Genomic DNA, 12926 nt, shown 5'->3' on the forward strand with positions numbered 1-12926 from the left:
GGTCAAGACAACAGAAATTAAAAAATCTGAAGTCTAAAATCCAAAATCTAATTATTGTGCCAATCCAATCATTGCATCAATATTCATCGCTTCAGGAGCAGTTTCATATTTCTCCTTGATCTCGTTGAAATATTTCAATGCAGTTTCTTTTTGCTTTAATACCAGAGCAGTCTGTCCGGCTTTCAACAAGAAACGTGGCGTAGTCATATCATTCTGATTCATTTCAGCAGCCTTCACATAATATTCCAAAGCTTGTTTTGGCTGATTCAATTGAGAAAACGCATCACCAATAGCTCCTTTTGCAACTACTGACAACATCATATCGTCTGAACTGAATTTTTCTAAATATTCAATTGCCTCTTTGTATTTTTTAGTATTCAAATACGCAATACCTGCATAATAGTTTGCCAGGTTAGCTGCATTTGTTCCTGAATAATTTTCTATAATTCCGGTGAATCCTAATTTTCCTTCACCACCTTTCAGAGACAGGTTGTAAAGTGAATCGCTCGCCGTTCCGTCAGTAGCCTGTTGGAAGTATTTCTGAGCCTGGAACATTTCGTTAGCGGCTTCTTCTTCTTTTGGCTCTGCAACAAATTTCTTGTATAAAAGATAACCCGCTGCTAAAAGAGCAACAGCACCGATAACGATAAAAATACCTTTTTGGTTTTTAGCAACCCATTCTTCGGTTCTAGAAGCACCTTCATCTAAAGAATTGAATACTCCTGCAGTTGTGCTATCTTTTTCTGAAATTGCATCAAGTGGATCCGGTTCGAATTCGTTTTCTTCTTTTGGTTTAGGAGCCTTATAGCCTCTTTTGTTATATGTCGCCATTAATCTTTAATTAAGTGAGGTGCAAAAATAAAATTTTTATTCAAATGTAAAAGATGTTTTGTCGTTATTTTTCAATAATTTGCACGCTCTTAAAAAATCAGTGTCAAAAACCTCAAGGTTCTCACTATCAGCTGGCGTTTGCAGATGTATTTAAAAAAAATAGCATTATTCAATTATAAAAACTTTTCGGAAGCGAATTTTGAGTTCGACAGCAAGATAAATTGCTTTGTAGGAAAAAACGGGATTGGCAAGACCAATGTACTCGATGCCATATACCATTTATCATACGGAAAAAGCTACTTCAACCCTTTAGCAGTACAAAACATCAAACATAACGAAGAATTTTTTGTGATTGATGGCGAATTCGAAAAAGACGACAGAAAAGAACAAATTGTCTGCAGCCTGAAAAAAGGCCAAAAAAAAATCCTGAAAAGAAACGGCAAGCAGTATGAAAAATTTTCCGACCATATCGGATTCATACCTTTGGTTATTATTTCTCCGGCCGATCGCGACCTGATTATCGAAGGAAGCGAAACCAGAAGAAAATTCATTGATTCGGTTATTTCTCAGTTAGATTCGACTTATCTACAACAGCTGATTCAATACCAGAAGATTATCAGCCAGCGTAATGCGTTATTAAAGTATTTTGCAATCAACCATGTTTTTGAAAACACGACCTTGCTTATCTATAACGAACAACTTAACGGTCTGGGCCATGCTATTTTTGAAAAGAGAAAACAGTTTTTAGAAGATTTCGTACCTATCTTCAATAAACACCACCAGGCAATCACCGGAAATGAAGAAACGGTACAACTCGTGTATGAAAGCCAGCTCCATGAAAAAGAACTGATGACTTTGCTGGAAGAAAACCTGGCAAAAGACCGCATCATGCACTACACTACTACCGGAATCCACAAAGACGATCTCTCTTTTGAGATTGACCACCATCCTATAAAAAAATTCGGGTCGCAAGGCCAGCAGAAATCTTTCCTGATTGCCTTGAAACTGGCACAATTTGAATTTGTAAAAAGACAAAGCCGCCAAAATCCAATCTTGCTTTTTGATGATATTTTCGACAAGCTGGATGAAACCCGCGTTGGAAAAATAATAGAAATGGTCAACAATGACGATTTCGGCCAACTGTTTATCTCAGACACTCATCCGGAACGTACAGAATCTGTGATAAAATCAATGCACCAGAGTTTTAAAATATTCAACCTTTAGTGTTGTAAGGTATTTTTTGCTAAAATCTTTTCTCCTTTGTAAAAATCAGCAGTACCTTTGCGCAAATTATTTAAACTTTTACTACCACTCTATCTTAAGTTTTCTTAATTTTAAGCATCTATTTTATATAGACAAACTTCCCCATTTTGTTTGAACAATAATTGTTCATTGCGACTTAACTTAAACTTGTGTGCCCATGTTAGCTTCTTTAAAACATAGGAAAACAATCCATAGCGGACTTTTCATTTTTGTCATTTTATTGCAAGTGCTGATTTTTTCTTTATGGTATAACCAAAATACCAGTGAGAATGAACTTGCCGATTCTTTCCAAAAAGCCAGCCAGCAAAGCCTGATTATGAGCTATTCGGGCGAAGTAACCAAAAATTATTTTGATGCCGAAGACTCATTTATGGAATACCTGTACACCTACGACATGAATTTGCTGCACAAATACCGCAACTCGCTTTCACTCATGACTTCTTATCTCGATAGCCTGAATCGTATACTGAATAAGAACGAGAAAATGCTACCAAACATCCAAAGCAAGCAAGAAAAAGAAAAAAAGATTATTGCCCTGCGAAAAGAACTGGATTCATTAATAAAATACAGGGTCAGCCCTATTTCAAATTCTAATCCCGAATTATTCAACCTCAAACCTTACAATTATAAAAAGGTAATGAAGTCAATTTCATACGACACGATCCGGTCGACCGAAGGCGTAGAGAAAAAAGGATTTTTCAGAAGAATAGGCAACGCTATTGCCGGGAAATATGATGTTGAGAAAGAAGAATTCCGTTATTATATGACCATGACCTATGGAGCTGTTGAAAAAACGGGAACTCCCGAAGAACAGATGGCGAATATATTTAACAGTACCCGCAGTCATTATGAAAAAGAATTCGGACGCCTGAGAAATACCTATTCCAACCTTAGGGAAATCGACCGGGAACTTATGGCCATAAACAAAAAGATCCTGAAAAACAGCCAGGACATAATCCTTCTTTATGACAAATCTGTTCAGGAATCCAACAAACAACAGTTTGAAAAGGCTCTGGAAAATCTAAAAAACAAAAGAAGCCTGATTACAACCCTGATGGTTGTCATGTCTATATGCACAGGATTACTACTGCTCTACTCCGTCCTTGCCTACTATTTTGAGAAAAAACTAGCTATTGCCAAAATAGAAGCTGAAAAAAATCTGGAATTCAAAAACAGGATAATCGGAATGTTGAGCCATGAAATGCGTTCACCTTTGAGCATTATTTCAAATCTTACCAACAAGCTGATTTCGACAAAAATGGACAGCCCACAAAACGACATGGCCAAATCGTTGAACTTCACCTCGAATTCATTACAAATTACCGTGAACCAGATTTTGGATTTCTTCAAAAATGAAAACGGAAAACTACAATTGTATAATTCAAAAACCATACTAAAAACAGAAATAATATCAATATTAGAATCCTTAAAGTCATTAGCCGATGCTAAAAAAATAGATCTTATCTCAACTATTGACAATTCTTTAGAAAATGAAGTTTGGGCTGATAGCGGAAAAATACACCAGCTGTTTTACAACATAATTGGAAATGCGATAAAATTCACCTCAAAAGGGAATATTACGGTCGATTGCCGATTTACTGAAGTCAGTAACAAATTCAAGCTGGACGTAAAAATAAAAGATACGGGTGCTGGCATTCCTAAAGAAGACTTAGAAAAAATATTCGACAAATATTATCAAAGCAGGCATCACAAAGATCAGGCTGGTTTTGGTGCCGGACTGGGCCTCAACCTCTGCAAAGAAATTGTGGAACTATATGATGGGGAAATCTTTGTTGAAAGTCAGGTTGGTACCGGAACTGAAATTTCATTTTATTTATTTCTTGAAAAATCTGACAGCACACAAGAGACAAACCAGGCCAAGTTAATCCGTAATTACGGAAATTCAGAAATCAAAGTTGCCGTGATAGACGATGACAGGATAATCACTACACTGCTTAAAAAACTGCTATCCGATATTAATTTCAACATGATCGGTTTCAATTCAGACATTGCTGCGAGAGAGTATTTGCAAAAAGAAAATGTCAACATCATCATGACCGATCTTCAGATTGCCAATGCCTCAGGAATCGACCTCATCAAAGACATCAAAAGTCTCCCGAATCACAATGCAACCGTTCCTGTTATTGCAATAACCGGCGATGCTTATATGAATTCGATCGAACTGTCCAGTATACAAGCCGAAGAGCTGCTAATCAAGCCAATAAACAAAGAAGAATTGTATTCAAAACTGCTGAAAGTGTTATCTAAATAAAACAAAAGTATTCCTACTTTGCGCCTTAGCGCCTTTGCGAGATAATGCACGCAAAGGCGCTAAGCCGCAAAACTTATAAAATCTCTATAATCATTCTAATCTGCGGCTAAAAAATTCGCCCTTCTTTCATTCCGTAGAAACTTACCAATAGCCATTAAATTTGACTTTGCACACAAACAAATTGAATAAATTTTCTTAATATTGTTAGGCTGTTTTCAGCCTAACTTAAATATTTCCAATCCGTATGCTTTCACCAAAAACACTTCAGTTTCTAGAGGATCTAAAAGAAAACAACAACCGCGATTGGTTTCAGGCCAACAAATCCTATTACGAAGAATATAAAAAAGAATACCATCAGCTGATTGCTGATTTTTTGGAGGAAATGGCTCCTCATGATGAGTCGCTCCGAAATCTGGAGCCTAAAAAATGCGCCTTTAGGATTAACCGTGATATTCGTTTTTCCAAAGACAAGTCGCCTTATAAAACCCATATGGGAATCTGGATGACAACCGATCAAAATTGCAGCAATTCACCGGGATATTACGTCCATATTGAAAAAGGCGGAAGTTTTATCGCTGCCGGACTTCATGTGCCGGAAGCTCCGGATCTGAAAAAAATCCGAAAAGAAATCGCTTATTTTTATGAAGATCTGGAAGAAATCTTCGACAACAAAGATTTCAAAAAAATCTATTCCGGATTTGACAGAAGTGAATCCAATTCACTGAAAACGGCACCAAAAGATTACGAAAAAGACCATCTTGCTATTGAATTCCTAAAACTCAAAAGCTTTACGGTCACACAACCGCTGGACGACAAATCATTACTAGAAAAAGATTTTGTCAAAAAAACGGCTAAAAAACTGATTGCAGCAAAACCGCTAAACGATTTTCTGACCCGTGGGCTAAATACCGAGTAGTTCATTATGAATTATTGATCGTTTAAAGTACTTTTGCCTTTTATTTTTATTCCTCATCATAATGGAAATTATCGATAATTTTTCCCTTAAAAATTACAATACTTTCGGCATAGAAGCCAAAGCAAAACAATTCGTTTCTGTACATTCTGTAGAAGAACTACAGGCTGTGCTTAAAGAAAATCCTGCACAGAAAAAATTTATCCTTGGCGGCGGTAGCAATATGCTGCTGACAAAAGATATCGATGCACTGACAATCCATGTGGATATCAAAGGCAAAAAGATTATTGAGCAGACAGAAGATGCGGTTTGGGTTGAAGCCAAAGCCGGCGAAAACTGGCATGAATTTGTTTTGTGGACTATTGGCCAGGATTTTGGCGGATTAGAAAACATGTCGTTAATTCCAGGAAATGTAGGCACAACGCCCATCCAGAACATTGGAGCTTACGGAACCGAAATCAAAGATACTTTTGTCTACTGTGAGGCTGTAAACATACAGACACTAGAAATAAAGAAATTCACCAAAGAAGAATGCAAATTTGGCTATCGTGAAAGTATTTTCAAAAACGAAGCCAAAGGCCAATATATCATCGTTTCTGTAGTTTTCAAATTGACAAGACAGAACCATAAAATCAATATTTCATACGGTGATATTGCCTCAGAACTGACCAAAAAGGATATTGTTGTACCAACATTAAAAGATGTCAGCAATGCCATCATAACCATACGTCAAAGCAAACTTCCTGATCCTAAAGAATTGGGTAACAGCGGAAGTTTTTTCAAAAATCCCATTATCCTAAAAAGTGATTTTGAAAGAATCCACCTTCAGCATCCTGAGATGCCGAGCTATACTGTTTCTGAAACCGAGGTAAAAGTTCCGGCCGGATGGCTTATTGAAAAAGCCGGATTCAAAGGAAAACGTTTTGGAGATGCAGGAATCCACAAAAATCAGGCACTTGTTTTAGTCAATTATGGCAATGCAACCGGACAGGAAATCCTGAACGTTTCTAAAGAAATTCAAAAAACGGTCAAAGAGCTTTTCGATATTGAAATTGAAGCCGAAGTCAATGTGATTTAAAGAGTTTTTGTGAAAACAGAAGGCAAAAATAATTTGCAAAAAATTCTTTTCAGACTGCTCAAAAAATATAAAAATTACAACAGATATTTTTCTTAATTTTAATTGCGATTCACAATTGAAATTCCGCTTATCAATTGTACCTTTGCACACATTTTTTAAAGACACCAAGCTTATATGTTGACTATTACTTTTTATGCGTTTATCGGGGTTGTAGCTCTACAATTGTTCTATTACATTATTGTTTTCGGAAAATTTTCTTTTGCAAAATCACAAAAAAGCACACCAAAAAGAATCCCTATATCTGTAATCGTTTGCGCCAAAAATGAAGAGGAAAATGTAAAAAAGTTTGTTCCACTTTTGGCTGAGCAGGATTATCCGGATTATGAAATTATCTTAATCGATGATGCTTCAAGCGATACTACTTTGGATATTTTTGAAGAATTTGAAAAACAATATTCCAATATCCGACTAGTAAAAGTACAAAACAACGAGGCTTTTTGGGGTAATAAAAAATTTGCACTGACTCTGGGAATAAAAGCCGCTAAAAACGAATACCTTCTTTTTACCGATGCCGATTGCTATCCTTCTTCAAAAGAGTGGATCAAAGAAATGAGTTCTCAATTCACAATGAGCAAAACTATAGTGTTGGGTTATGGCGCTTATGAAAAAATTGCCGGTTCGTTTTTAAATAAAATCATCCGTTTTGAAACGATGCTTACTGCCGTACAGTATTTTTCATGGGCAAAAATGAAACATCCTTATATGGGTGTTGGACGAAACCTGGCCTACAAAAAAGAAGAATTTTTTAACGTAAACGGCTTTATCGACCATATGAAAATCAGGTCGGGAGACGACGATCTTTTTATCAATCAGGCTTCCAATAAAAAAAACACGACTATCTGTTTTACTCCGGAAAGCTTTACTTTTTCAGAACCTAAAAGATCTTTTAAAGATTGGTTCGACCAAAAAAGAAGACATGTTTCTACTGCCACTTTTTACAAAGCTTTTGACAGAATGCAACTGGCCGTTTTCTTCTTATCGCAATTTTTATTTATTACTTTGGCAGCCATACTACTGGCTTTCCAATACAATTGGATGATTATCGTGCCTATTGTTGCTGGGAGATATCTTTTCTCATGGATTTCTCTGGGTTATTCTGCCAGTAAACTAAAAGAAAAAGACGTTATCTACTGGTATCCTATCATAGAAATAATGCTTATATTCACGCAATTGAATATCTTTATAACAAATATCTTTTCAAAGCCTGTCCATTGGAAATAAAAAAGCAAATAGAGAAAGCTAAAGTCGGAGACCAGATTGCCTTCACTGCTCTATTGGATTATTACTGGAATGAAGTTTACGGTTTTATGCTCCAAAGGACGCAAAACGAAACCGATGCAGAGGATATCACTATAGAAACTTTTGCCAAAGCATTCGACAAAATCGCCACTTACAATCCCGAGTTTCAATTCAATACCTGGCTGATTTCTATTGCTAAGAATGCCCATATCGACATGCTTCGCAAAAAAAAATCCACCCTTTTTATTGATATTACTGACGAAGAAGACAGTCTGGCCTATAACATTGCTGACAGTTCTCCTTCGGCTGAAGACAAGCTGATTACCGAACAAAACCTGTCACGTTTGCTTCAATGTATTAAGGAACTCAAACCGCACTACCAGGAAGTCATACAGCTACGTTATTTTCAGGAACTAAGCTATCAGGAAATTTCCGAAGAGCTTGAAGAACCTTTGAGCAATGTAAAAATAAAGCTACTCCGTGCCAAAAAACTTCTGGCTGAAATCATCAAAAACAAACGATAGGCAACTTTCATTATTGGGTACTATTTTTTTTTAACAGGGCGCTTTTGCAAAAAAGTGTAATTTTATATTGTTAACCAATCATATACTTAAAATGAAACAAAAACTATTTTTCATGCTGTCCGTCTTTCTTTCTTTGACGGCGGCAAAAGCCCAGTACACTACTCCTAACACAGGTGTAAACTGGAGCCTAGACGACCTGGTAGCCAATTCTTCTGGCGCCTTGACCTTTTCAGGAGGAATTTACACCTTATCGCAAGACCTTACAATTGCTACGAATGACGCAATAGCAATCAATACGGATGCTACCGTGCATATTAATGCCGATATCGCAATTATTGTTAGGGGCGATTTTACTTCTGATGCAGGTGCAATCACCATTACCGCAACAAATACCGCAACTCCATACAATACCATAACTTTCGAAACAGGTTCCAGCGGTTATTTCAGGAACACGACAATCAGTTACGGAAAAGGAATACGGGTAGCTACTCCTGATTTCGAGATGCAGACCTGCGTTATGTCATATCACATGAACGGATCAACGACCAGCTCAGCCATAACTTTCTCAACCGGCGGAAATGCGCTGATTAACAATTCCAGATTCTTATTCAATTATTATCCGGCTTTTAGTTCCGGAGCCAACCAATCCGTTGCTCCAACACTGACTAATAATTATCTGGAAGGAAACAACCAATCTAACGGAAACCGCCCGCAAATCAATATGGGGCCTAGCGGTGCCGACACATTGAGAATAGTAGGCAACACGATAAAAGGCGACCGAACAAAAACTATGACAGGTGGTATTGGAGCTTCAAACTTATTAGGTGGAGGTCAACTTAAAGTAATAATTGACGATAACATTGTTAACAACAACCGTTACGGCATTACCGTTGTTGGGGCTGCTTCATCAGGATATATCAGAGGCAATATACTTGAAGACAATAACAGCCAAAATATTCCAGCACAAGGTGGAAGCGGTATTTCGCTAAGCGCTTCCGGAGCATCAACAATGAATATTATTACAAGCCGTAATCAAATCAGAAGAAATCTTTGGGGAATTACAGTAATCGGAACTGCAAGAATCAATTTGGGCGACACTAATGAAGCTACCTTTAATGAAGGAGGTAACATATTTTCAGAAAATGGAAACACAGGCTCAATTTATGCGCTGTACAACAACACTGCCTTTCCAATCATGGCAAAAAACAACTGTTGGATTGAAGGACAGACACCAACCGCAGCAGAAGTAGAAGACGTAATCAGCCATCAGGTTGATGACAATACTTTAGGGCTGGTAACTTTTACTCCGTTTGGTTGTGATGCCTTATCAAATCCTGATTTTACTGCCGTAAAACCTATTATTTATCCTAACCCAAGCAAAGGAAATATCTCTATAGACATTCCTGAAAACGGGACAATAGCAATTTTCAGCATTAATGGAATGCTTATCCGCAGTTTTGAACTGAATGCAGGAACAAATGCTATCAAATTAGATTTACCTGCGGGAGTTTATATCACAAAAACAGAAACAAAAGACAAAAACTTTAGCAATAAGCTAATCATCCAATAAACCCTAATTCATAATTATTCAAGGCAAGCCTGACTGGGCTTGCCTTTTTTTATTAAGTTAAAAAACTATTAACCTTAATTGGCAATTTAAAACCATAAAAATGTAATTTTATTTATAAAATAAGCAATAAAAAAGTTAACATTACCGTTATGTAAGTAAACACTTCCAGCTTATGTAAAACATCTACGCTAACTTAAAATTATGCAACCATGTCAAATCTCAACATTTTTAGCCAAAGCTGGAACGAAAACGTTTTTGAAGGAAGAAACAAAGAATATGGCGCTTACCAGCTACGTCAGGAAAATACAAAAACCACTTTAAAGGCACTGTTTTTTGGAACTTTAGCTTGCGTTTCTTTAGTTAGCATCCCCATCATTTCTAATATGCTGGCTAATAAAGATACAGCAGAAATAATTTCTGATCCTCTTGAGGTTCCTCCAGCAGTATATGTAAACCTGGGAGAAAAACCAAAAATAGAACCGGAAAAGGCAACCACTGCTATACCTGAAAAATCTTCAGCAAAGCAAACTAAAAATGTTACTCCAACAATAACAGATAATCAGACCACCAAACAAGATGTAGCGGTACTTGACCCTGCAAAAAACATCAAAACGGGCGATTCTGATAATCCGGGTGATGACAAGGGAGCAGTAGCAATTGGAAACAGTTCACTTGACGGACAAGGAACCGAACCTACTTTTGGAAATACAGGAACCACTGCTGATCCAGGAGAAGGTATCTTTACAAACATAGGACTTCAAGCCAGCCCAGAATTTCCCGGAGGTATCAAAAACTTCCTGGCTTTGGTTGGAAAAAATTTCAGATTGCCTGAAATCGGAGAAAAAGCAACAATGAAAGTGTTTGTCTATTTTGTAGTCGAAAAAAACGGAACACTAAGTAATATAAAGGTAGCAAGAGATCCCGGCTACGGATTAGGAGCTGAAGCCATTCGTGTTTTAAAATCTATTAAAACAAAATGGAAACCAGGCATTCAAAACGACAAACCTGTAAGAACGGCCTACAACCTCCCTATTACCGTTGAAATAAAGAATTAAATTGAGTAGTTAGTTAACTATTTATTTCAAAAAGCCCTGCATACTGTGCGTGCAGGGTTTTTTATTGGAAAAACTTTACTGCGATTTACATTCTTCTTACCTACTTCGAAATCAAATTTCGCTAACAACACATTAACGTAATTAATAAAAACATTCGTTATCTTTGTGCTTTCAATTTAGAGTTATGAACACTGTTTTAGATAATGCTATTTTACCTACAGGAAAGCCAAAATGGCTTAAGGTAAAATTACCTATAGGCCAAAAATACACAGAACTTAGAGGATTGGTTGACAAGTACAAACTGAACACTATCTGTACGTCGGGAAGCTGCCCGAATATGGGAGAATGTTGGGGCGAAGGAACGGCAACGTTTATGATTCTTGGAAACGTATGTACGCGTTCGTGCGGTTTTTGTGGCGTAAAAACAGGAAGACCGGAAACTGTTGATTGGGATGAGCCGGAAAAAGTGGCACGTTCCATCAAAATCATGAATATCAAACACGCTGTCGTAACAAGCGTTGACCGCGACGACTTGAAAGACGGTGGTTCAATCATCTGGATCGAAACTGTAAAAGCCATCCGAAGAATGAACCCGAATACTACACTTGAGACTTTAATCCCTGATTTTCAAGGAATCGAAAGAAATATAGACCGAATCGTGGAAGCCAATCCTGAAGTAGTTTCACATAATATGGAAACCGTAAGAAGGCTAACCCGAGAAGTGCGAATTCAGGCAAAATACGACCGTAGTCTTGCCGTCCTTAAATATTTAAAAGAAAAAGGAATCAACAGGACAAAATCCGGAATCATGCTTGGTTTAGGCGAAACAGAAGAAGAGGTTATTCAAACATTACACGATCTTCGCGAAGCCAATGTAGATGTCGTAACGATTGGTCAATACTTGCAGCCAAGTAAAAAACACCTGCCAGTAAAAGAGTTTATCACGCCAGACCAATTTGCAAAATATGAAAAGATCGGATTGGAATTAGGTTTCCGACATGTAGAAAGCGGAGCGCTTGTAAGATCTTCTTACAAAGCCCAAAAACACATTCTTTAAATCGTAAGCTTACAGTTTTAGCCTTTAGAAACTGAACTCAACAATGACAAAAACCAGGATTGCCATTAATGGATTTGGCAGAATCGGAAGAAACCTATTCCGCTTACTGCTCAACCACCCAACCATTGAAGTTGCGGCCATCAACGACATTGCAGACAACAGAACAATGTCACATCTGATCAAATACGATAGCATTCACGGCGTATTGCCTTTCGAATGTTCATTTGACGAACAAAATATCATTATCGATGGGAAGCCTTATCCCTTTTTCCACGAAAGAAGCATCTCAAATCTGGATTGGAAATCGCTTGACATTGATGCCGTAGTAGAATCTACAGGAAAATATAAAACTTTTGAAGAAATCAATCTTCATATTCTGGCTGGAGCTAAAAAGGTAATCTTATCTGCTCCTTCTGAAACCGACAAAATCAAGACTGTTGTTCTGGGTGTTAACGAATACATTTTAGACGGCACTGAAAAAATCATATCAAATGCAAGCTGCACTACCAACAATGCAGCCCCAATGATAAAAGTCATTAATGACTTATGTGGCATTGAACAGGCTTATATTACTACTGTACATTCTTATACAACAGACCAAAGCCTGCACGACCAGCCTCACAAAGACCTTAGAAGAGCACGAGGCGCAGCACAATCTATTGTTCCAACAACAACCGGAGCTGCTAAAGCACTAACCAAAATCTTTCCTGAACTGGACGGAAAAATTGGAGGAAGTGGTATTCGTGTCCCGGTTCCGGATGGCTCGCTAACCGATATCACCTGCTATGTGAAACGGGAAGTTACTATCGAAGAAATCAACAAGGCATTCCAACTTGCCTGCCAAAACCAGTTCAACGGAATTATGGCTTATACCGAAGACCCTATCGTTTCTGTAGACATTTTAGGCAATAGAAATTCCTGCTTATTTGACGCGCAACTTACCTCAGTAATTGACAAAATGGTAAAGGTTGTAGGATGGTATGATAACGAAATCGGATATTCTTCACGCCTTATCGATTTAATTTTATTAACAAATAAGAAATAGCTACTTTTATCCTTCATCA

11 protein-coding genes are annotated in these 12926 nt (G+C 37.4%); 10 read left to right on the forward strand and 1 reads right to left on the reverse strand.

Going from position 1 to position 12926, the window contains the following annotated elements:
- Positions 1–51: 51 nt before the first annotated feature.
- Entirely contained in the window at positions 52–831 is a 780-nt protein-coding gene (locus ABH942_RS05080) for a tol-pal system YbgF family protein (protein WP_370029896.1), read from the reverse strand.
- 144 nt (positions 832–975) lie between these two features.
- Between ABH942_RS05080 and ABH942_RS05085 the strand changes: the two genes are divergently transcribed.
- The 10 genes from ABH942_RS05085 to gap all read left to right on the forward strand — a co-directional run bounded on the left by ABH942_RS05085 (position 976) and on the right by gap (position 12907).
- The gene (locus tag ABH942_RS05085) at positions 976–2055 is read left to right on the forward strand and encodes a DNA replication/repair protein RecF (protein ID WP_370029897.1); all 1080 of its coding nucleotides are present in this window, start codon (positions 976–978) and stop codon (positions 2053–2055) included.
- Between the two features lie 196 nt (positions 2056–2251).
- A complete protein-coding gene (locus ABH942_RS05090; RefSeq protein ID WP_370029898.1) occupies positions 2252–4366 on the forward strand; it encodes a hybrid sensor histidine kinase/response regulator in 2115 nt (704 codons plus the stop codon).
- Positions 4367–4610: 244 nt separating this feature from the next.
- Positions 4611–5282 (forward strand): DUF2461 domain-containing protein, encoded by a 672-nt coding sequence (locus ABH942_RS05095; protein WP_370029899.1) that lies wholly within the window; start codon positions 4611–4613, stop codon positions 5280–5282.
- A 61-nt stretch (positions 5283–5343) separates the two neighbouring features.
- Positions 5344–6357 (forward strand): UDP-N-acetylmuramate dehydrogenase, encoded by a 1014-nt coding sequence (murB, locus tag ABH942_RS05100; RefSeq protein ID WP_370029900.1) that lies wholly within the window; start codon positions 5344–5346, stop codon positions 6355–6357.
- A 174-nt stretch (positions 6358–6531) separates the two neighbouring features.
- On the forward strand, positions 6532–7638 hold the full coding sequence (locus ABH942_RS05105) for a glycosyltransferase (RefSeq protein ID WP_370029902.1): 1107 nt from the start codon (positions 6532–6534) through the stop codon (positions 7636–7638).
- On the forward strand, positions 7629–8180 hold the full coding sequence (locus ABH942_RS05110; protein WP_370029903.1) for an RNA polymerase sigma factor: 552 nt from the start codon (positions 7629–7631) through the stop codon (positions 8178–8180). The genes ABH942_RS05105 and ABH942_RS05110 overlap by 10 nt, the downstream gene beginning before the upstream one ends.
- A gap of 91 nt (positions 8181–8271) precedes the next feature.
- Positions 8272–9750 carry a T9SS type A sorting domain-containing protein gene (locus ABH942_RS05115; RefSeq protein ID WP_370029904.1) on the forward strand — a complete coding sequence of 493 codons (1479 nt, stop codon included), beginning with the start codon at positions 8272–8274 and terminating at the stop codon, positions 9748–9750.
- 209 nt (positions 9751–9959) lie between these two features.
- Positions 9960–10805 (forward strand): energy transducer TonB, encoded by an 846-nt coding sequence (locus ABH942_RS05120; protein ID WP_370029905.1) that lies wholly within the window; start codon positions 9960–9962, stop codon positions 10803–10805.
- 184 nt (positions 10806–10989) lie between these two features.
- Positions 10990–11862 carry a lipoyl synthase gene (gene lipA / locus ABH942_RS05125; protein ID WP_370029906.1) on the forward strand — a complete coding sequence of 291 codons (873 nt, stop codon included), beginning with the start codon at positions 10990–10992 and terminating at the stop codon, positions 11860–11862.
- A gap of 43 nt (positions 11863–11905) precedes the next feature.
- Positions 11906–12907, forward strand: a complete 1002-nt coding sequence (gene gap, locus ABH942_RS05130; RefSeq protein WP_370029907.1) for a type I glyceraldehyde-3-phosphate dehydrogenase — start codon at positions 11906–11908, stop codon at positions 12905–12907.
- The last annotated feature ends 19 nt before the right edge of the window (positions 12908–12926 follow it).

Source organism: Flavobacterium sp. 28YEA47A, from assembly GCF_041262125.1.
Classification (GTDB): Bacteria; Bacteroidota; Bacteroidia; order Flavobacteriales; family Flavobacteriaceae; genus Flavobacterium.

What these genes read in the sequence shown, in the direction of transcription:
- ABH942_RS05080 (WP_370029896.1), bottom strand. Translation starts at nt 831, where the DNA reads ATGGCGACATATAACAAAAGAGGCTATAAGGCTCCTAAACCAAAAGAA.
- ABH942_RS05085 (WP_370029897.1), top strand. Translation starts at nt 976, where the DNA reads ATGTATTTAAAAAAAATAGCATTATTCAATTATAAAAACTTTTCGGAA.
- ABH942_RS05090 (WP_370029898.1), top strand. Translation starts at nt 2,252, where the DNA reads ATGTTAGCTTCTTTAAAACATAGGAAAACAATCCATAGCGGACTTTTC.
- ABH942_RS05095 (WP_370029899.1), top strand. Translation starts at nt 4,611, where the DNA reads ATGCTTTCACCAAAAACACTTCAGTTTCTAGAGGATCTAAAAGAAAAC.
- murB (WP_370029900.1), top strand. Translation starts at nt 5,344, where the DNA reads ATGGAAATTATCGATAATTTTTCCCTTAAAAATTACAATACTTTCGGC.
- ABH942_RS05105 (WP_370029902.1), top strand. Translation starts at nt 6,532, where the DNA reads ATGTTGACTATTACTTTTTATGCGTTTATCGGGGTTGTAGCTCTACAA.
- ABH942_RS05115 (WP_370029904.1), top strand. Translation starts at nt 8,272, where the DNA reads ATGAAACAAAAACTATTTTTCATGCTGTCCGTCTTTCTTTCTTTGACG.
- ABH942_RS05120 (WP_370029905.1), top strand. Translation starts at nt 9,960, where the DNA reads ATGTCAAATCTCAACATTTTTAGCCAAAGCTGGAACGAAAACGTTTTT.
- lipA (WP_370029906.1), top strand. Translation starts at nt 10,990, where the DNA reads ATGAACACTGTTTTAGATAATGCTATTTTACCTACAGGAAAGCCAAAA.
- gap (WP_370029907.1), top strand. Translation starts at nt 11,906, where the DNA reads ATGACAAAAACCAGGATTGCCATTAATGGATTTGGCAGAATCGGAAGA.